The 18,282-nt window shown below is 40.5% G+C and carries 25 protein-coding genes and 1 pseudogene; 23 read left to right on the top strand and 3 right to left on the bottom strand.

Annotation, left to right across the window (positions count from 1 at the left end; all coding sequences use genetic code 11):
* The first annotated feature begins 26 nt into the window (after positions 1-26).
* From A7975_RS27110 to A7975_RS34360, 18 genes are all read left to right on the top strand, one after another.
* Positions 27-587, top strand: coding sequence for a toll/interleukin-1 receptor domain-containing protein (locus tag A7975_RS27110; RefSeq protein ID WP_255314589.1), 561 nt, complete (start codon positions 27-29; stop codon positions 585-587).
* 7 nt (positions 588-594) lie between these two features.
* Positions 595-2,016: an SIR2 family protein gene (locus tag A7975_RS27105; protein WP_065387212.1), complete on the top strand. Its 1,422-nt coding sequence runs from the start codon at positions 595-597 to the stop codon at positions 2,014-2,016.
* A 13-nt stretch (positions 2,017-2,029) separates the two neighbouring features.
* On the top strand, positions 2,030-2,617 hold the full coding sequence (locus A7975_RS27100) for a TIR domain-containing protein (RefSeq protein WP_065387211.1): 588 nt from the start codon (positions 2,030-2,032) through the stop codon (positions 2,615-2,617).
* A gap of 639 nt (positions 2,618-3,256) precedes the next feature.
* Positions 3,257-3,628: a MerR family transcriptional regulator gene (locus A7975_RS27085; RefSeq protein ID WP_065387208.1), complete on the top strand. Its 372-nt coding sequence runs from the start codon at positions 3,257-3,259 to the stop codon at positions 3,626-3,628.
* A gap of 19 nt (positions 3,629-3,647) precedes the next feature.
* A complete protein-coding gene (locus A7975_RS27080) occupies positions 3,648-4,346 on the top strand; it encodes an SAF domain-containing protein (protein ID WP_065387207.1) in 699 nt (232 codons plus the stop codon).
* Positions 4,343-6,994, top strand: coding sequence for an ATPase, T2SS/T4P/T4SS family (locus tag A7975_RS27075; protein WP_065387206.1), 2,652 nt, complete (start codon positions 4,343-4,345; stop codon positions 6,992-6,994). The genes A7975_RS27080 and A7975_RS27075 overlap by 4 nt, the downstream gene beginning before the upstream one ends.
* The gene (locus tag A7975_RS27070; protein WP_065387205.1) at positions 6,991-7,446 is read left to right on the top strand and encodes a hypothetical protein; all 456 of its coding nucleotides are present in this window, start codon (positions 6,991-6,993) and stop codon (positions 7,444-7,446) included. The genes A7975_RS27075 and A7975_RS27070 overlap by 4 nt, the downstream gene beginning before the upstream one ends.
* A complete protein-coding gene (locus tag A7975_RS27065) occupies positions 7,397-7,834 on the top strand; it encodes a hypothetical protein (protein ID WP_141680433.1) in 438 nt (145 codons plus the stop codon). The genes A7975_RS27070 and A7975_RS27065 overlap by 50 nt, the downstream gene beginning before the upstream one ends.
* Positions 7,835-7,837: 3 nt before the next feature.
* Positions 7,838-8,716: a hypothetical protein gene (locus tag A7975_RS27060; protein WP_065387203.1), complete on the top strand. Its 879-nt coding sequence runs from the start codon at positions 7,838-7,840 to the stop codon at positions 8,714-8,716.
* 37 nt (positions 8,717-8,753) lie between these two features.
* Positions 8,754-8,915, top strand: a complete 162-nt coding sequence (locus A7975_RS34375) for a hypothetical protein (protein ID WP_176707828.1) — start codon at positions 8,754-8,756, stop codon at positions 8,913-8,915.
* A 53-nt stretch (positions 8,916-8,968) separates the two neighbouring features.
* Positions 8,969-9,355 carry a hypothetical protein gene (locus A7975_RS27055; protein ID WP_141680432.1) on the top strand — a complete coding sequence of 129 codons (387 nt, stop codon included), beginning with the start codon at positions 8,969-8,971 and terminating at the stop codon, positions 9,353-9,355.
* Positions 9,352-9,834, top strand: coding sequence for a hypothetical protein (locus A7975_RS27050; RefSeq protein ID WP_065387201.1), 483 nt, complete (start codon positions 9,352-9,354; stop codon positions 9,832-9,834). Before A7975_RS27055 ends, A7975_RS27050 begins: the two co-directional genes overlap by 4 nt.
* Before the next feature lie 176 nt (positions 9,835-10,010).
* Positions 10,011-10,157 (top strand): hypothetical protein, encoded by a 147-nt coding sequence (locus A7975_RS34370; RefSeq protein WP_176707827.1) that lies wholly within the window; start codon positions 10,011-10,013, stop codon positions 10,155-10,157.
* Positions 10,157-10,528 (top strand): type II toxin-antitoxin system death-on-curing family toxin, encoded by a 372-nt coding sequence (locus A7975_RS27045; protein ID WP_255314588.1) that lies wholly within the window; start codon positions 10,157-10,159, stop codon positions 10,526-10,528. Before A7975_RS34370 ends, A7975_RS27045 begins: the two co-directional genes overlap by 1 nt.
* Positions 10,529-10,587: 59 nt before the next feature.
* Positions 10,588-10,863 (top strand): hypothetical protein, encoded by a 276-nt coding sequence (locus tag A7975_RS27040; RefSeq protein ID WP_065387200.1) that lies wholly within the window; start codon positions 10,588-10,590, stop codon positions 10,861-10,863.
* A 124-nt stretch (positions 10,864-10,987) separates the two neighbouring features.
* Positions 10,988-11,143, top strand: a complete 156-nt coding sequence (locus A7975_RS34365; RefSeq protein ID WP_176707826.1) for a hypothetical protein — start codon at positions 10,988-10,990, stop codon at positions 11,141-11,143.
* A 263-nt stretch (positions 11,144-11,406) separates the two neighbouring features.
* Entirely contained in the window at positions 11,407-11,613 is a 207-nt protein-coding gene (locus A7975_RS33825) for a hypothetical protein (protein WP_141680431.1), read from the top strand.
* A gap of 36 nt (positions 11,614-11,649) precedes the next feature.
* Positions 11,650-11,883 (top strand): hypothetical protein, encoded by a 234-nt coding sequence (locus tag A7975_RS34360; RefSeq protein WP_065387199.1) that lies wholly within the window; start codon positions 11,650-11,652, stop codon positions 11,881-11,883.
* Positions 11,884-12,597: 714 nt separating this feature from the next.
* Here the strand turns inward: A7975_RS34360 and A7975_RS27030 are convergent.
* Positions 12,598-13,106: pseudogene (locus tag A7975_RS27030) on the bottom strand (DUF3231 family protein).
* Positions 13,107-13,309: 203 nt separating this feature from the next.
* A complete protein-coding gene (locus A7975_RS27025; RefSeq protein ID WP_065387198.1) occupies positions 13,310-13,633 on the bottom strand; it encodes a WGxxGxxG family protein in 324 nt (107 codons plus the stop codon).
* A gap of 106 nt (positions 13,634-13,739) precedes the next feature.
* Here A7975_RS27025 and A7975_RS34355 point away from each other — a divergent pair, with 106 nt between their 5' ends.
* Together A7975_RS34355 and A7975_RS34350 are read left to right on the top strand one after the other, a co-directional pair.
* A complete protein-coding gene (locus A7975_RS34355) occupies positions 13,740-13,910 on the top strand; it encodes a hypothetical protein (protein ID WP_176707825.1) in 171 nt (56 codons plus the stop codon).
* Positions 13,911-14,143: 233 nt separating this feature from the next.
* Positions 14,144-14,296 carry a hypothetical protein gene (locus A7975_RS34350; RefSeq protein ID WP_176707824.1) on the top strand — a complete coding sequence of 51 codons (153 nt, stop codon included), beginning with the start codon at positions 14,144-14,146 and terminating at the stop codon, positions 14,294-14,296.
* Positions 14,297-14,374: 78 nt separating this feature from the next.
* Here A7975_RS34350 and A7975_RS27020 read toward each other — a convergent pair whose 3' ends face one another.
* Positions 14,375-14,845 (bottom strand): DinB family protein, encoded by a 471-nt coding sequence (locus tag A7975_RS27020; RefSeq protein ID WP_065387197.1) that lies wholly within the window; start codon positions 14,843-14,845, stop codon positions 14,375-14,377.
* A gap of 451 nt (positions 14,846-15,296) precedes the next feature.
* Between A7975_RS27020 and A7975_RS27015 the strand changes: the two genes are divergently transcribed.
* From A7975_RS27015 to A7975_RS35135, 3 genes are all read left to right on the top strand, one after another.
* Positions 15,297-15,863 carry a helix-turn-helix domain-containing protein gene (locus A7975_RS27015; protein ID WP_065387196.1) on the top strand — a complete coding sequence of 189 codons (567 nt, stop codon included), beginning with the start codon at positions 15,297-15,299 and terminating at the stop codon, positions 15,861-15,863.
* A gap of 221 nt (positions 15,864-16,084) precedes the next feature.
* A complete protein-coding gene (locus tag A7975_RS27010; protein ID WP_065387195.1) occupies positions 16,085-17,314 on the top strand; it encodes a CynX/NimT family MFS transporter in 1,230 nt (409 codons plus the stop codon).
* Between the two features lie 285 nt (positions 17,315-17,599).
* Positions 17,600-17,743 (top strand): universal stress protein, encoded by a 144-nt coding sequence (locus A7975_RS35135; RefSeq protein WP_082198523.1) that lies wholly within the window; start codon positions 17,600-17,602, stop codon positions 17,741-17,743.
* Positions 17,744-18,282 lie beyond the last annotated feature (539 nt).

The following is an 18,282-nucleotide window of genomic DNA, read 5'->3' as shown; positions in this document are numbered from 1 at the left end:
CTATTGTTGATTGGGGGAAGTATGAAATGTCGTTATTAAATGAGCAAGAACTTAGATTATTAGCAAGAAGCAAAAAACCAATATATGAGACAGCTCAACAAACAATAAAAAAATCATTTAATAATTTTAGTGTTTTTCAAAATTATGATGTGTTTTTGTCTCATGCTTACAACGATTCAGAAGTTATTTTAGGATTATGTTATTTTATTGAGGGTTTAGGGTACTCAGTATATTTAGATTGGAAAGATGATCCACAATTGAATCGTTCAAAAGTAACACCTCAGACTGCTAATACTCTTCGTATTAGAATGAAACAAAGTAAGTGTTTACTGTTTGCAACCTCAGAAAATTCTTCAAGTTCAATTTGGATGCCATGGGAATTAGGTTTTTTTGATGCTCTTAAAGGAAGAGTTGGTGTAATACCATTAGCTTCTAAGATTAATTCACCAGATACCTTTGAAGGTCAGGAATATTTAGGTTTGTATAATTATGTTGTGAAAACTGGGCAATCTCTTTACGTACATAGTTCTGCAAGCAGTTCTGTTACTTTTTCACAATGGCTTAATCAGAAAATAAGTCCGGGGTGATAGAATTATGCGTGCAGATACTAGAGATTTCATTCGCTCCTATTCAAAGGCAATTATTGAATCAAATGCTGCTGTTTTTGCTGGAGCAGGACTATCTAAGCCAGCAGGTTTTGTGAATTGGAAGGAATTATTGTTAGAAATAGCGGAAGATCTTTCTTTAGACATTGATGCTGAAAGTGATTTGATTTCATTAGCTCAATATCATGTAAATGAAAGAGGTAGAAGCAAACTTAACCGAATCATTATGGAGGAGTTCACAAGGGAAGGTGTCGCGACAGATAATCATAATATTCTAGCTAATTTACCAATTCAAACGTATTGGACAACTAATTATGACTCTTTGATTGAGGATTGTTTAAGACAACAAGGTAGACGAATAGATGTTAAGATAACCAAAGAAAATTTAGCACTAACTCTTCCTAATCGACATGCTACTGTTTATAAGATGCATGGAGACAAATCTTTCCCTAATGATGCAGTTATTACGAGGGATGATTATGAAGGATATAATCAAATACGGCAGCCATTCACAATTGCATTACAAGGTGATTTGATTTCTAAGACTTTTCTGTTTATAGGATTTAGTTTTGATGATCCGAACTTACAGTACATACTAAGTCGAGTTCGAATACTTTTAGGGGAGAATCAAAGGGATCACTACTGTTTCATGCGTAAAGTAGCAAAGTCTCAGTTTACTAACGATGAAAAATATCAACATGCAAGTGTGTTACAGGAATTGCGTATAAAAGATTTAAGAAGATATAGAATACATGTAGTACTTGTTGACGAGTACGAAGAAATAACTGAAATTCTGAGAATTCTAGCAGGAATCGTTTTAAGAACAAATGTTTTTGTGTCTGGTAGTGCTCACGAGTATGGCCTTTGGGGTGAAGAAAGAGCATTTAATTTTGCAAATGAGCTTGGCAAAGTGCTTATACAGCATGGTTATAACATAGTTACAGGATTTGGGCTAGGAATTGGTAGTTCCTTGATGTCTGGAGCTTTAGAGGAGATTTACAGAAATCCTCATGGTATTGTAGAAGATAGGCTTCTTGCAAGACCATTTCCACAATCCAATAACAGTAAAGAACTATGGACTCGTTACAGAAATGATATGATCTCAAAGGTTGGGATCGCAATTTTTATTTTCGGTAATAAAAAGGATCATATTAGTGGAGAAACAGTACCAGCAAGTGGTATGGTAGAGGAATTTAACATTGCTTTTGAAAATAATGTGATACCAATTCCCATTGCAACAACTGGCTATACTACAAAAGAACTTTGGGGAAAAGTGAAAGAAAATTTCGATTTATATGTTCATGATAAATCGTTATTTCCATTATATGAAAAATTGGAAAATGAAGTATTAGATAATAAACAGCTTATAGAACTTATACTTGTGATTATCAAAAAACTAGAATCAGTTTAAGGAGGCTAAATACTTGGCAAGAAGGGTTTATTTCGCGTTTCACTACGAGGATGTAGCTACATTTAGAGCAAATACAGTAAGAAATAGCTGGATAACAAAGCGTAAATCATCTGATATTGTTTTTTTTGATGCTTCTTTGTGGGAGGAAGTGAAAAAAGACAGTCCCATTGCTATTAAGCGACTTATTAACTCAGGACTCAATAATACCTCCGTTACAGCAATTTTAGCAGGTTCACTGACATATTCGAGACCTTGGGTCAGATACGAAATTTTAGAAAGTTTTAAAAAAAACAATGGGCTTTTAACAATACATATTAACAGTATTACAGATAAGTATCAAAAGACATATAAACAGGGTCCCAATCCTCTAGAGTATTTTTATTTTAGGATAAACGATGAAAAAATACACTTGTGGGAATACGAAAATAGTGAATGGAAGTATATTGATTGGCTTTGGAAAAGCGATGTAAAACATGATCTAGGTTATCAGACTGAAGGAAAGTTTTCATCGATTTTTCCTCAATATGATTGGACTACTAATGATGGATACAATCAATTCACAAATTGGGTTGAGACTGCAGCGATTAATGCGGGTAGGTAGCATTTTATAGTAAGTGTTATAAACTGCTTAATAGGAGAATATATTTACGCTGCATCCGGAGGATCTCATTAATGTATTAGCACAATTTTATAAATAAAACACAATGGCCGTTCCCTCACAGGGAGCGGCTTTGTTATGAAAAGGAGCTTCTTTATGGATATTGTCTTTACGCTTGTTTTATTGGTATTGAGTCTTATAGGCTTTTTCTTTTTTATTCGTTTCATCGTACAAAAGAGGTTAGCGCCGACTTTTATCTCAGGTGGCTTGGTGCTCCTTTTCTTAATGATTTTTACCTTCTTATTTATTGATCAGTACATCATCGGGGTGATCGTTTAATGAACGGTGGATAGAACTGTGGATAACCATGAAAAATAATCATACTTTTTGCTTACGAATTGCGAACTTCGGCCTTTGAAATGACTGTTATGCTTGAAATAGATAAATAGTGCCACGCCTAAAGAAGAGGTAACAGAAGGAGGTTTTTGAATGAGGTTTACGCCACGCATGCTGCTCTTTTCAGCGATCAGTGAGCGGTCTTTTTGCAAGAGTGAGACAGAAAGTGCAGCGCTCATAAACACCAAACGTTCGCCACCAATAAGCCTGGCATGTAGATCCGGAGTAGGGAGGGAGTAACCCTAGTTGAATGAAATCGCGATGAAAGAAGCAGCTAAACAATTACAAATGGCGGAGAGCAGCTTGCGTCGTTGGCTGCCGATTATGGAACAGTCGGGTTATGTATTTGAACGAATAGAGAACAATCGAAGGCAGCTCACGGCGCAGGATCTATTAGCGCTGCATGAGCTCAAGAAGCTTAGTCAAATCATGACGCTAGAAGAAGCTTGTCAGCGCGTGATCTCGTTTATCCCGAAGGAAAAGACTGCGGACAGGCAAGCGGATGAAGAAGTTTTTGAACAAATGCTTGCACAGCTGCCAGAGGAAATTTATTGGCACGGATCAGAGGTGCCTATTGCGCAGCTGCGCTTGCAATGGTTTAAAGTGAAATCATCTTAAAAAGGATGGTAGAGAAAACATGAAATTTAGTTTTAAGAAGTTAAATCGATTGATGCTTTATGTGTTTGGCATGACAGCTGCACTAGTCTTGTTATACACGCTAGATACGCGTTGGACGGTACTTGTCGATACAAAAGATGTGGTCGTGGCAGCAAGACAATTATTGCCACATGCCGAGATTACCAAAGACGATTTATTGGTCGTTCGGATTAAAGAAAATTATGTGATCTCCGGTGCCATACCGGCTGACGATGCACATCAGCTCATTGGCCAAGAAGCCTTGCAGCTCATCGAGGCAGGGGATCAAATGACAGTGAATCGCGTGGACAAAACATCCTTGCTCCGTGTCCCAGGAGCAACGGTTGTGGAATTGCCGGAGGATTGGATTTTATCCGTGCCTGGTAGCCTGCGCAGGCTTGATCGCATTACAATCTTTGCTGTTCCTACAGATAAAGAGCTGGTAAATCCAGAATCGGGAAGTATAAGCCAGCTGTTAACAGAGGCGGAAAAAGTGGCTGAGGGCATTGTGGTTGCTTACTACAAGGATGCCAGTTCGAATGAGGTTAAAGATGCAGAAGGCACCAAAAATCCAAATGTACGGGTAGATGCTACTGTAAGGGGCCGCAAGCTTGAGCTTGAACTGACACCGGATCAGCTTAAGCTGTTATCGGAGAAGGCAGCAAGCGGATATCAATTTATTGTGGGGTACGGATCATGAACATTGGATTCATAGGAAGTGATCAAGAACTATGTCGCCAGCTGCGCCAGGCTTCACAGACGGAAGGGGTATTTAGTACCCAAGAAACAAACGATATGGCACTCATCATGGATACGCTAAAGACCTGCAAACTGATTTTAATATCAGATCGTTTGGTGCAGCCACATGAGCTGGAGAGTCTAAAAGAGCTCTTTCAAGGAAGCGCAGAGCTGGTCTATCTGATGAGCTATACGACAGAGCCCTCCATCACCGAAAATACGGCGCTCGTTTGTCAGCGTCATGGGATTGGCGTTTGCCGACCTAAGCGAACGGTGGAGCAAATTGTCGCGCATGTGCAGCATCACTATATGGGCGGTGCATCCGTTGTCAAAACAGGTGGGCAAGTAATCGCACTTATCGGCACGAGAGGACAGACCGGATTAACGGCAGCTACCCTATCGCTCGCCAGTGAAATTGGCAGAAGGATGGATCAGAAAGTCGCTGTTATCGGATTAAATGCCTTTACCCCAGGCGATGCCTTTCTCACGTATACAGGCAGTTATTTGAATGATCTTTACACTCAAATTCAAGACGGAAGCATATTGACGCCTGCAGAACTCGTCGCTCATATGCATAAGACCAAGCACTTTTCCTATTTGGCTGGTAATACCGATCCGACCAAACGTTATCGATATTCCTCAGAGGCCGTTGCCCATGTAATCGCCTGCGCAAGAGAGGCATTCGATGTCGTCCTCCTCGATGCAGGCTCAAATCCAGACAATAATCTTTGCCTACAGGCTTTGCTGCATGCGGATATGCGAGTGGTCGTAACTACGCAGCAGCCAGCTGCGCAAGAAATGTGGCTGCGTTATGTTCCCCTGGTTCGTATGGTCAGCCAGGAACAATCCCTCTCGTTTATGCTGCTAATCAATAAATGGTCCAAACAATGGGGTGACACGAGAGAGAATGAGCGGAGTTTGGCCATTCCCCTTCTTGATTGGTTACCCGATCTGAAGGACGAAGGTATGCTGTGCGAGCTGGAGCGGCGCTTGCTAACGACAGCTGAGCATCCTAAATATAAAGAGCAGCTGAACCTTTTCGTCGATTTGTTGCAATCTCGGTTTAAATGGTCATTCCGTGAGGAAATGTCAAAACGTAAAAAATGGGGAATCTTCTTAGGAGGAGAGCAGTTGAGTGAATGGCGCAAGAGAGATTTTCATGTTGCAGAACTAGATGGGCAAGAGAAAATGATCACACAGCCTGCGAACAAAAAAACAGGCAATCATGCGCTTAGTGATCAGTTCAAAGAGCTCTGTACATTGGTTCGAAATGACTTTAGGGAAAAAAATGAAAAACGCTCCGATAAAGACATGAAAAAGTGGCAAGCCCTGCAACATGATGCCGTAGTCGGTAAACCGGAAGCGGTGCAGCTATTTATGGGTGAGATTGAAGAATTTATCCGTAAACATCAGCTGCAACAGGTGCAGCAGCCTAGCTATTATGAATCTCTCGTGGAAGCCGTGTTTCAACAAACCTTTGGTCTAGGTCCCATTTCGGTTTGGAAGAAACATCCGAAGTATCCGAAATCACAGTCCGCACGGATTATGGGTCGCAAAATTTTCTTTGATATCCCTGGGGAACCAGCATTGCAGCCGTTTGGTTATGAGTCGGAAGAAGAAGTGATCGAGAACATCATCGAGAAAATTCGGATGAAAGATGAGTTTTCTCATATTAACAAATACAATCCAAAGCTTGAGCTGGATTTAGAGGACGGGACAAGGGTCACAATCATGATTCCTCCCCTCGTTCGTCGGCCGACGATCATTTTCCGTAACTACACGATGCGTGCGCCGACATTAGAGGATTTGGTGGGTGGAGGAACCATACCGGCTGAAGCTCTTCCTATTCTTCGGGGGATCTCACAATCGCTGCTTAACTTGGTTATCTCCGGTGAAGTTCGATCCGGTAAGAGCACCTTGATTAAGGCCATTTACGCAGAGAGGCGTAGAGAGGGACGAGTCGCCGTAACCATTGAGCGCGGTCATTCGGAACTAAAGCTCAGTGATATTCACGAGAGTGATCAGCTCGTCGAGATTGTGGTGAAAACGGATGAGGAGTACGAAACGGTATTTGATATCGTTCTACGCTCTGATTATAGTTTTGTCATTGTTGGAGAGACGCGCAGTATCGAAGGTGAATTATTCCTCCTATCCTGTGAACGTGGAAAAGGCGGTTCGATGACCAGCTATCACACCGAACGAGTAGCCAATCTACCTGGTCAGCTTGCCCGTATCATTCTGCAGCGCTTCCCCAATCGCCAATATCAAGAGGAGCTCATTCGCGTGGCGGAAAACCTCCATATCGCTTTCGTGATGAAAGAATGCGATGACGGTTCAAAGCTACTGATTCGCGTGACGGAAATCAGGCTAGATCCATACACCTTTGAGGTAAGCTGCCATGATATCATGCGCTGGGAACCGGAGCAAGAAAAATGGGCCTATTGCAACGATCTATCGAATGACAGCATAAGAAAATTGAAAGAAACCGCGCCGGAATTTGCGGAGCAAGCCTTATCCACCTTAAAGCGTTTAGCGGCTGAACATCCAATGATAGGCTCTAACGTTGAAAAGGCGCTCGGTAATCAAGATGAAGAGGAACAAAGTGCATGATGAGCAGGCTAGATCTATCCGTCGAGCTGATGATAAAGGCTGCCATCATGTTGTTTTATGCAGACTGCACGTTTGGCCTTGTAGCCGCGATTAGTAAACATTTTTTCCGAACCTGGCATATTCCTTTTTACATGAATACGCCGAAAATGAAAAAATCAGCTGAAGAAACAAAAACCTATTCTCATTTAGAGCTTTTGCTTCGGGCGACGAGCAAGACGTTTCAACGAAACTCGGTTAGTCAGTTTATAGGTCTAAGCGCAGGTGTGCTCGTGATTGTTTATGTGATTCTATTGATCGGATTAAATGGCGGTGAGCTAACATCCTGGTGGAATCGGAGGGCGCTTGGTTTAAGGGGATCTCTATCAGGCACTTTATGCGACAGCGGACGAGCTGCAGGGAACGATGAAACGAGCGTTCAGTACGCTAGTGACGATTTTACAGCTACAAGGTAAGACCGCGATCCGTGAGGGCGTTGAACTGTTTTCCTATCAAATATCGAATAGTTGGTCTAGGCAGCTTGGTATTCTGTTTATAAAGGCTGCTAAAGAAAATAGGGATATCGGCAGAGCTTTAGAGCGAGTGCATGGCGATATGCTGGAATCAAAGCGGATTGTGGAAGCGGAGAAATCAGAGAATATGGATTCCATTATTATGGGTTACTTCCCCTTGTTCTTGGTCCCTGCCTCCATCTTTGGCATTAATGCGATGTTTGAAGGAGCGATCTTTCGCGTTTTGTTTGATGATCCAAAGACGCTGCAGGCTTTAATCATTTGTATCATTTTTGTTGTGGTTGGCTTAGTGACTTCTTTAATCTTGTCTAAGCCTAAAATTGAGGTGTAAACGATGCTCATTCATTTGGGAAAGATTAGCTTATATTTACTTGGCCTAGGCTCATTCATACTTTTCATGCGTGAGCTGCTGTATATCCGGCGACGAAGTCCGCCACATTTGGTGAAACAGTTTTTCAATTTCTTTAAAGGGCAACAGGGCCGCATTTCTCAGTTATACCAAGATACGGATCTAGATGCCGCACTCTCTTTCGCAGGTTTTAAAATGAAAGGTTCAGCGTGGCAATACAAGTTTTATCGGGATCTGCTCTTTATAACGAGTATTATTGCGCTGCATAGTTATTTCCTAATCGTTCAACAATACCCACTAAGAGGCGTGTTAATGACCAGCATGTTTTACATGCTTTCACTAACAGGGAAGTCCTTCGCACCTGGTAAATTATTTTTAGTCATGGCCGGTAAGGAAAAGCAGAAACAGAAGAACGATGAGATCATCGATCTTTATATGCTGCTTTCTAATGATTATCAGGCCGAGCAAAATGATCACTATCAGAGCGTATTTTCGAAGCTTACGGAGTTTAGCTCTTTCACGAAGGCACTACGTCCGGACTTGGATCGCCTATTGTTTGACTACCCCGTAGATGGCGCAAAGGCATTCAAGGACTTTGGTCAGCGTGTGGGAACAAAAGAAGCAAAGACGCTCGCTGATTTGTTAGAGAAGATTAACGAGTCGAATCCCGAAATGGCTGTTGATTTACTGGATAAGAATTACATTACCTTTCTTGACTTCCGGAGACAGCGCCGTAAGCAGCGTTTAAAGATCAATGGTTATAGCGCACATACCGTTGTATTCATGGCTATCATATCCGTTATTTATTTTACTAACGTGGCCACAAACGCCTATAAGAACATCTTAATGAGCGCTTTAAATTAAAATAATCGCCCAAGAGGGCTAGAGGAGACTACTCAACATGCAAAATGCTATTGCAACTGTAATTCTACTGGCAGCAACCATTATCCTTATCAGCTTGACCGTTTTTGCTGATGATGGAACATTTGGTGATGCAAAAACGCAGAAGGATCGCTCGCATGCCATTTCTACAAACACAACGGTTCCTACCAAACTGCCTTAAATCGAAAGGAGGGAAGCCGGCATGTCTTGTAAAAAGATATGCCGGCATTTTTTATGAAGACGGTTATTGCATTTGTCATGTTATCTCCATTCTTTCTTTATTTTATCTTTCAGCCGAGCGTCGAGCGAACCATTCAATATCGGGATCAAGTGTTACAGAAAAAAGCGTATGAGGCCGCACACCTGGCAGCGCTGGAAGGACGGTTAACGCCTGAGATTAAAGAACAGATTCTCGACCAGCTCGAGGATGCTTATTTCAAGCGAGACAAGATCCAATTAAACGGGACGGCGATTGCTGCGCCTCGTGGAGAGTTGCTAAATGTGACGCTGCAATATCCCCAAGGACCGACACAAATCTTTAATTTATTTGGAAGTGATGAGCCAAGGGATTACTATTATCCGATTTCAATTATGAGTGAGCATATCGAGGATCGTTCATGAAATGGGTTATCATGCTGCTCCTATTGACGCCTATATTTCTCATCTATAGTTCTTGGAATCACGATGAGGCTCTACAAACCAAATTGAAAGCGCAGCTGAAGGATGGTATGGATCTGGCCACACACGATGCTTCTCTGCAGATCCTGCAGGAGGAACTGGAAAAGGGATCGATTAAGTTTAATCCTTTGGAAGCACAGAAGGTACTGCGCCAATCCATGCAAACCTCTTTTAAGTTAGATGGGCTGCTTAAGCCTCTTCCAGGAGGGATATGGCTAAATGATTTTGATCTCGTTTGGTTTGAACTTGTGGAGTCCGGCGTATTCCCTCAGGTGTATCACAGTGGACCGCCTTATTACTATTCAGATACGCTCAAAGGTCCGTCTGTAATTGCCATTGTGAAGGTCAAGCACCCTCGTTATTATGGGGTATCCGATACCTTTGACTACGTGGTTGGTAGCAGTCATGAATATGTAAGGTAAAGGCCTTTGAAGCAGAATCCATTGAAATTGACCTATCTATTGACTATAATCTTTAATCAAAAGGGTATAAACTATTGTCAACAAAAATAATGACATTTCAAGTGATCGAATAACAATCCCCTCACGTATGCTAAGTGTAAATGTAGGTGATGCTGACCATGAGGGGGTGTCAAGTAATGAAAGAGAGGGATGAGGATATGGCGATTGATAAGAAAGAAACAACGCCTAAAATCATTCACGCTGCAGATGAGGTAATTATGAAGATGGCCCTAAAAGGGACAGAAAAATACGATAAAACACTCTCGAAGCTGGCGAAAAATTAATGATTATTGGATTAACGGCCGCACAGATTAATATGATTCACGATTTACAATTGCATAAATACGGTGGACTCGCCGGTATCAAAGAACCAGGATATCTTGAGCTACTCGCTGAAAAGCCGTTTACGGAGTATTTTGGCGAAGAGCAGTATCCTGGTTTATTTTATAAAGCAGCTGTTTATTTTGAAGGCATAGCTGCAGCACATGCTTTTAATGATGGTAACAAACGAACTTCTGTTGTGGTGACATATACCTTTTTGCAGGTCAATGGTTATGAGTTGGAGGTTCATTGGGAAGAACTGTTCGACACAGCTATTCTAGTGGCACAAAAAAATGTCCTTAAACAACTTGTCTCATTGGTTAGAGAAACATAGTAGGCGGATATAGAACTGTACTTGTGCAATCATTCTTACATAAAGGCGGATATGTGGAGATGGAAAAGTTAATAGACAATAAAGATGTTAAAGAAGTAGAACAAGAACAAAGCAAAAAACGAGGTGGAGCTCGTAAAGGTGCAGGGAGAAAAATAGGGAATAAAAGTCGTAAGAAGCAAGTTTCTTTTTATCTAACGGACCAACAATGGGAAGCACTTGAAAATGAAGCTGCTGCCGCAAATTGTAAACTCGGAACCTATTTGAATAAGAGGGAAGAAGCTTATGCTAATGAGTTACTAGCTAAACGTGGAATAAGTGATGCAATAGAAAAATGAATAATGATAGCGAGTAGACCGATTAGGTTTGCTCGCTATTTTTGTTTATAAAAACTTCCTTATTTACAGTTTGAATATTAGATGCTAATATTCAATAAAAGTAGATTGAAGGAGGTCGTTTTATATGTACGAGTTGAGCAAGATTATATTTATGTTGATTGTCATTGTGGTTACTGGTGGAATTGCAATTATGTCGCTTCCATCTGGAAGAAAAGTGTCTTCAACACGTCGTGTGACACCAGTATTCACGGTAATTAAGGCAGAAATTAATAGGAGGTAGCAAGTGTCTAAATTAAATCTTACAAATGAACAAAAGTTGACTCTAGCTCAATTCGCATAGTGGGCAGAGTCTGAAGCTAATAATTCCAACTTAACGCAGGATGCTCGCTATAATTTAATGGCACAGGCAGCAGCCTATCGAAAACTAAGGCTAATTGATCTGACGCATATTAAAGGAATCCAAAAAGAGATTCAGAGACCATTCTGATTGTTATAGATTGTATAAGCGGAACAAGTACATAAAAAGGGTGATTAAATAGCAGGATGATGCAACATATTGAATTGGGAGCGTGCATGAGATTGCCAATTGATTATTCTCAAAAAAAGTTTTGGACAGTTGACCTTCTGGAAGAGACATTGAAAATTCATACGGTACTCAAGCCAAACGAAAAAGGAAATTACGAATTACTTTGGCAGGCAAAGATTGATTGTGAAAAAACGATGGGCTGCGTTATGCGTCCAGCGAAGTAATTCAGTGAATATTCAAATACTTGAGGAGGATTTGGTATGAAGTTGTATGAGGTAAGCTACCCGGCTGGTATTTGGGGCGATCATGAAGCATATTTCGAATTGAAAATGGCGAAATCAGCAGGCGCTGCAAAATACGATGAATGGCTAGAGGCGAGTGATTGCTGCGATATTTCATTCTTTGCAGACGGGTGCGAGTTCGCAAAGTCAGTGAGTCTACACCGTTACCGGGTTCAGAATCATTTGAGCATCCCGAACGAATTGATCTTATAAACGAGTTGATTCGAGAGATTGGCAGCCGAGGGCGCAGATTCCTCTTTTCAAAGAAGCATGATCGTTATGCGGAGTTTCACTGGGCTAACGGCCGTTTATGGTACACGGACGATTACACCGGCGATCCGATGATGATGGAACCGGGAAAAGAAGGACAGACTCGCGCTCAGAAATATGCCTTTTCCCATGGAGGTGCGATGTGGGGTTTGGTCAGTGATTTCCGAGACTATATCTTCGGTGACGATGATTCGAACCACAATAACGGATATGGAGGCCTGTATTGTCCGCATTGGGGATATCCATAAGAAGAAATGGAAGCCATGAGGAAAATTGCTTTGAATCTAGGATATTTAAAACGGCCAACTGTTAAGAATGCAGGCTGAATATTGAATTACTATAGGACCCGTATTTAATGTCCGGGACCACTGGATTAGATTGTAATTCACTTAACGTTTGATGATAGCACAAATATAACATAACTTTTTTCTTCCTTTTATAAGCTTTAAATTTTCACAATATGCGCATTTCATAGGCACTCACCTCCTGAGTTATTATGTCCAATGGTCTTTAAGGAATATACAGGTAAGTTGAACATTGAAGATTACGGGAGTAGCAAACTTGTAACATTAATATCAATGAAGTTTGAAAAGGGAATTTGTAATTACATGAGGAGGATTAAAAAACCTGACCATTGGGCAGGTTGGCAACTTATTCTTATGCGTTAGCAGTCTCTGGTCGCTTAACTTGAAGTGGAGGAGGTATAAGCCAACCTTTTTCTTTGCTCAGTTCGAGTATTCTAACACCTAGTGCAGTTTTAGTAAGATGATATTTCGCAAATAATGCTCTAATATCTTCTCTAATAGACTGACCCATAACTTGGCTACAAGCAACTAGTCCAAATGATGTGTCAGCAGCAATTTTAGTGGCAATTTCAGGATCAGAGAATCTTGCACCCACAGGGATGTCTTCGAGTTTAACAGGAGGTCTTTCAGGCATCATAGGTACGGAAGCAATACCGTTATCAGTGAGCAATGTATCACATTCTTTAATCTCCATCTTTGCTTGATATCCAGTATTTTTTTTAAGTCTTTGTCTCCAGCGTGGTTTAAGTATGCTTGGTAACAGGATACAGCGCCCTTTGCTACAGTTGAAGCCTGCCAAACACTAAATATTTCACCGTAGTGCATTGGTTCATCCTTTAGATTACCGCTTAAAATTCCCATTTGATTTGCTCCTTTAGATTCATTAATTTTTTGAACTGACTTAATATGCTTAACTACATAGAAATAATACGAGTAAGGGTGAACTTCACAAAAACACTTGGAAACACCTCAAATTAGCAGAAAAATTGAACGAAGCTATTTTGCACTGAAATGAACCCCTCAATAAATGCAGGGGTTCATGAAAAACGATTATCTATTCTTGCTTAAGTACGTTCCCGATCTCGGCTTCTTAATCCGATTAAGCCCGTTAAGCCAAGCAAACCAAGCCAGCCCCAATTATTTCTTCTATAGTCTGTTGTTGCATTTGTCCGATAGTTGTTTGCATTCATACCCGTGTTATTTGCTCCATAGCCATCTCCATAGCCATTCATTTGATTAGTGGTTGTGTTGTTTGTTCCATAACTGTTCATGCGATTGTTATCTGTAGTCATCCTATCTACTTGATTTGAATGTTCCGCGAAGGCAGGGATACACAGTGCGGATGAAAGGATTGTAAAGGCAAATAGCAACGAGTAAATCTTTTTCATATTCACTAATTCTCCTTGTGTTCAAATTTTTTACGTTTATAAGTTTCCCTTTCTGTAAAAAAATATTCTGCTTTTATGTATTTCAATGAATACGAGGTGTACCTAAATGCGAGGAACCAAGAATGCATTGTTAGCTGAAATTATCGATGCGCTGGAAGCTGCTGGCGTGGAGCGCGACCCAATGGTATTTGATGGTATCGATAAAAAGCTAACTGAGCAGGAAATGTGGCAAGTTCTTGATTTAGTCTTGGAGTTGTGTCGCAAAGTAACATCATGAATATCAATTAACCATGACTGGAGGCGAGGCTGGTGGAAGAAGATACGAAACCAATGGGATTCATCTCATGTGAGTTCACTGTATGGTGCGCCTTTTGCACCAAATGGGAACAGGTAGGAGCTGTTAATAAAACGTCAGCCGCGAAAAAATTCAAGGCGACAGGTTGGAAACAGTCGAAAGTCTAAGGGTTTTACGAATTAAAAAAGGTGATATCTCTATGAATAGGCGGTGATATGATGGCGGGTAAGTCGGTATATTTCACCGAATTTGAATTAGAAATGATTGCTCATGCCTTCGATCCCTTCAACCGAAGTTTTACAAATAGCGAGGACGAAGATAAACGGTTAGAAGCAGCTGACAATATATTACGCAAAGTATCTGAATGAATACGTAGTTGATCCAAAATGCGTAGTAACAAAAAAAGAAAAGGCGTATCACCTAAGTGATTACACCCGTGAGATAAATTAATCCCAAACTCGTACTCTTGGAACCCTTGCCATTCTTAAGTAATCCAGCAATTGGCCAGTATGGACTGATTCATGATAGGCGACTCTTAGCAACATGTCACCCAAACGTCTTATGTAACCTGAATCAGAACGATCAATTTTAATACTTGTTAAATCTTCTTCAGAAAATGACTTAATAGTTTCTATGAAGTGATTTCTAAATGGTTCTGCAAATTTCAATTCTGCATTTACAGTGGAAAAAGGTTGTTTTTCGAAAGGAGAATTAAATACTGCCAGACTGCCTTGATTTTGGATAGCTAGATGGTAATAATGTTCACTTTCTAGAACATGCCTAATCATCTCTATACAAGTCATTGCTTCGTCATCGGGTTTCCAATTTAGTTTTTCTTGGGGAATAGATGACCAAACCTTAATACTTCTTCTTCGTACTTCGTTGAAATTTAAAAGGATTAAATCAATTGAGTTCATAATTTATTCTCCTTAATTGGTATGTATTAAATATACACGAATGAATGTTCGAATAAAAGAAAGCGATTTTGGTTAATACATTACGTCACAGTTCATCATGCGAGTAATGCAGCAGATTACTTCGAGCGAAAAAGGCGGCGTGAAACAAAATGAATATGGAAGAACTTAAGGAGTGGATAGAGATGGGCCAAGTACCGCCGCTGTATGGTGTCAAAAGAAAATAAAGTATTAGACTGAAAAATAAAGTGTTAGACTAGGTAAATAAAGTTGTAGACTGAGAAAATAAAGTGTTAGACTGACGATGCTTCATTAAGCTAACTGGCAGATTGGTTACATAGACGTCAGAATTTTGCATAGGAGTGTAGTCCACCATCCAATACTAATTGTATGGAAAAGAGGCTAGATAAACCGTATACTAGCTATAATTGTTTTTTGTTGAGGTGAATATCAAATGGATGAAATCGATGAATCAAAACAACTTGTATTACAAATCGGCGGTGCCTTGAAAAAGTACAGAAAAGAAAAAAACATGAGCTTAGACGACTTAGCGGAATTAACGGGTGTAAGCAAACTTACTCTTGGGAATATCGAACGTGGTGATACAAATCCAACTTTGGCGATTATATGGAAAATTTCAAAAGGTATATCTTTACCGTTATTGGCTTTGTTGAAATCAGAAGACCCTGTTAGTTTGTATCGAGCAGGCGAAGGACTGCGGTTTTCTAATGATCAAAAAAATTGGATCATTGAACCAGTCTTTAAAAACGCAAGCAACGATATTGAAATGTGTCGGGCTTACTTACAGCCGAATAGCTCGTATCACCCTGAAGGTCATCATGTGAATACAACTGAGATTGCGACAGTAATGACTGGTTCCATTGAAATTCAAGTCAATGGAGAGATTTACACATTGAATCAATATGATACGATCAGTTTTCGTGCAGATTGTCCTCACTCTTATACCAATCGTACGAATAGCGAAACAGTGCTCCATATATCCTTAAAATATGGTTTCTAAAAGTCGAAAAATCCACTTATTAAATACAACTCCGAATTCCATGATGGGAATTCAGAGTTGTATTTTTGTTTTTAGACGAATTTTAGCATTTTATAAAATACTTCTTGTTTAAAATAGTATATTATAATATACTTTTGTTGTTCGCGCGGATGTTATATCAAAGTTTTTTCAATCAGCATGAAGCAAATAATACGTAAGAATTCAGGAAGGAGAAATGAAGAATGCCGAATAAACAAAAAAACGTACCGTCCTCTATAGGGCTGATCATTCTCGGCATTATTGTTATTGCAGCTAATTTACGTACTCCCTTAACCTCAGTCGGTCCTTTAGTGAGTCTTATAAGGGATGACGTTCATATTTCAAATACATTAGCAGGCCTGATCACAACGGTACCCTTGCTCGCCTTTGCTTTATTATCGTCTCTAGTACCAAAATTAGGACGAAGATATGGGGTTGAGCGTATCATTTTGATTGCCCTAATCTTTCTGACTGCTGGTATTGTAATACGTTCATTATCTGGCGCAGTTAATCTGTTTATTGGGACAGCAGTTCTTGGATTCGCAATTGCCGTATGTAATGTATTATTGCCAAGTATAATCAAAAGGGATTTCCCAGATAAAATTGGCTCCATGACAGGTATTTACTCCATTTCAATGAATTTATGTGGAGCAATCGCATCGGGAATCAGTGTACCGCTAGCCGTGAACGCAGGTCTAAAATGGCAGGGAGCATTGGGAATATGGGGGATTCTAAGCTTTGTATCGATCCTCTGTTGGCTACCCCAATTAAGAAATCAAACAAAACAAACAGCCACGACGAGTCAAAGGATGGTCAGCAACGATGTGAATGTTTGGCGATCCCCGCTTGCCTGGCAAGTAACCTTGTTTATGGGTATACAGTCTATGGTTTTCTATGTGTTGATCGCATGGTTGCCTGAAATTTTAAAGCAGCAAGGAATTGACTCCAACCAATCAGGATGGTACCTCTCGATCATGCAGTTAGCGATGCTTCCATTTACCTTTATTGTTCCCGTTATTGCCGGGCGCATGTCTAGTCAACGTTTGTTAGTGGTCATCACAACCATTTTGCTTTTGACGGGAACGCTCGGACTTCTTTACGGAAACTCCAATATCATTCTGTTGTGGATCATCCTACTCGGAATTGGTGGAGGTTTCGCCTTTAGTTTGTCCATGATGTTTTTCGGTTTACGTACTGAAAATGCGCATCAAGCAGCGGAACTGTCTGGCATGGCGCAATCGATCGGATATCTTCTTGCCGCAATCGGTCCTGCCCTTATAGGATTTCTGCATGATGCGATAAATAGTTGGAATCTGCCACTTTTCATTCTGCTTGGCGCTTCGGTCTTACTCTTTTTAGTCGGTATAGGAGCAGCAAGAAACCGTTTTGTAGGTAGCCGAAATAGTTGCGAGCTGCCACGGAAAGGACGATAAATATGTTTGACAAAATTATTGTGGCAATTGAGCTGAATTAACGAACAGGCTCCTCGATGCAACCGTTGAAATAGCCCGAAACAAACAAACTCAAGTTACCTTGGTTAATGTCAGCCAGGAATACGTATCGAATGGCATGACATATTTACCAGAGAATTTCTTGGAAGAAATATTGAACGAAATGGAGAAAGCGAGTTTGGAACAGTTGCAACAAGCCAAATCCAAATTAGAATCTGCGGGGATTAAACCGGAACACTTCATCTTAAGGGAGATCCTGCACATGAAATATTAAATTATGCAAGGGATTCCGAGCAGCAACTCATTATTATTGGAAGCCGTGGGCTAAGTGGCATAAAAGAAATGATGCTTGGAAGTGTCAGCCACAAGGTTTCACAGCTATCAAGTTGCCCAGTCCTCATTGTGCATTAACTCCTTCGGGAACTGCAAAGATGATTTATTGTTATACTAACGGAGAACTTTAGTTCAATGAAACAGCGACAGTCTAGGACTTTGTTTTCTCGTCCTTGGCTGTCGCTGTTTCAATTTCTAGGGTCAGTCTAAAACTTATTCTATGGAGTCTGCTGGTATGACAATTCGAAAAGCCGCGTGGAATAAAGACATCAAATCTAATACTTTATTTTCTGCTGACATATGGAACAATAGAGTATTTTAGGGATAAGTTTATGAATCGTCCTGAATGGAGGACAAAGGATGCAATGTTGATTCTGTGTCTAACGGAGAACGATAGCGGAGGAGCTTCCTATGTGGTAGCTCCTCTTTTCTATTGAACTAACGGGCAGCATTCCTATTATGAAGAAATACGAGGTTTGAGAAACAAAAAGACTCCTTGGTATGATGTATATGGGTCCCAGATGCTGGCCAGCGACCGGATCCAAATACAAACCAAGGAGACTACAAAATGAATTCTACTCAAAATGATTGGATTAATCAAATCACTTCTTCTACCC

Origin of the sequence: Bacillus sp. FJAT-26390, from assembly GCF_001682865.1 — a bacterium.
In the GTDB taxonomy this organism is placed as follows: domain Bacteria; phylum Bacillota; class Bacilli; order Paenibacillales; family Paenibacillaceae; genus Pristimantibacillus.
Note: the sequence above shows the minus strand (reverse complement) of the source record. Positions and strands in the feature narration are given on the sequence as shown.

Excerpts from the sequence above, each read along its gene's own strand:
- A7975_RS27040 (WP_065387200.1), top strand. The coding sequence starts at position 10,588 with ATGGAAAAGTTAATAGACAATAAAGATGTTAAAGAAGTAGAACAAGAA.
- A7975_RS27015 (WP_065387196.1), top strand. The coding sequence starts at position 15,297 with ATGGATGAAATCGATGAATCAAAACAACTTGTATTACAAATCGGCGGT.
- A7975_RS27105 (WP_065387212.1), top strand. The coding sequence starts at position 595 with ATGCGTGCAGATACTAGAGATTTCATTCGCTCCTATTCAAAGGCAATT.
- A7975_RS27080 (WP_065387207.1), top strand. The coding sequence starts at position 3,648 with ATGAAATTTAGTTTTAAGAAGTTAAATCGATTGATGCTTTATGTGTTT.
- A7975_RS34375 (WP_176707828.1), top strand. The coding sequence starts at position 8,754 with ATGCAAAATGCTATTGCAACTGTAATTCTACTGGCAGCAACCATTATC.
- A7975_RS27010 (WP_065387195.1), top strand. The coding sequence starts at position 16,085 with ATGCCGAATAAACAAAAAAACGTACCGTCCTCTATAGGGCTGATCATT.
- A7975_RS27075 (WP_065387206.1), top strand. The coding sequence starts at position 4,343 with ATGAACATTGGATTCATAGGAAGTGATCAAGAACTATGTCGCCAGCTG.
- A7975_RS34355 (WP_176707825.1), top strand. The coding sequence starts at position 13,740 with ATGCGAGGAACCAAGAATGCATTGTTAGCTGAAATTATCGATGCGCTG.
- A7975_RS27070 (WP_065387205.1), top strand. The coding sequence starts at position 6,991 with ATGATGAGCAGGCTAGATCTATCCGTCGAGCTGATGATAAAGGCTGCC.
- A7975_RS27025 (WP_065387198.1), bottom strand. The coding sequence starts at position 13,633 with ATGAAAAAGATTTACTCGTTGCTATTTGCCTTTACAATCCTTTCATCC.
- A7975_RS34360 (WP_065387199.1), top strand. The coding sequence starts at position 11,650 with ATGAAGTTGTATGAGGTAAGCTACCCGGCTGGTATTTGGGGCGATCAT.
- A7975_RS27065 (WP_141680433.1), top strand. The coding sequence starts at position 7,397 with ATGAAACGAGCGTTCAGTACGCTAGTGACGATTTTACAGCTACAAGGT.
- A7975_RS27020 (WP_065387197.1), bottom strand. The coding sequence starts at position 14,845 with ATGAACTCAATTGATTTAATCCTTTTAAATTTCAACGAAGTACGAAGA.
- A7975_RS27060 (WP_065387203.1), top strand. The coding sequence starts at position 7,838 with ATGCTCATTCATTTGGGAAAGATTAGCTTATATTTACTTGGCCTAGGC.
- A7975_RS27050 (WP_065387201.1), top strand. The coding sequence starts at position 9,352 with ATGAAATGGGTTATCATGCTGCTCCTATTGACGCCTATATTTCTCATC.
- A7975_RS34350 (WP_176707824.1), top strand. The coding sequence starts at position 14,144 with ATGATGGCGGGTAAGTCGGTATATTTCACCGAATTTGAATTAGAAATG.
- A7975_RS27055 (WP_141680432.1), top strand. The coding sequence starts at position 8,969 with ATGAAGACGGTTATTGCATTTGTCATGTTATCTCCATTCTTTCTTTAT.
- A7975_RS33825 (WP_141680431.1), top strand. The coding sequence starts at position 11,407 with ATGATGCAACATATTGAATTGGGAGCGTGCATGAGATTGCCAATTGAT.
- A7975_RS27045 (WP_255314588.1), top strand. The coding sequence starts at position 10,157 with ATGATTATTGGATTAACGGCCGCACAGATTAATATGATTCACGATTTA.
- A7975_RS34370 (WP_176707827.1), top strand. The coding sequence starts at position 10,011 with ATGAAAGAGAGGGATGAGGATATGGCGATTGATAAGAAAGAAACAACG.
- A7975_RS34365 (WP_176707826.1), top strand. The coding sequence starts at position 10,988 with ATGTACGAGTTGAGCAAGATTATATTTATGTTGATTGTCATTGTGGTT.
- A7975_RS27110 (WP_255314589.1), top strand. The coding sequence starts at position 27 with ATGTCGTTATTAAATGAGCAAGAACTTAGATTATTAGCAAGAAGCAAA.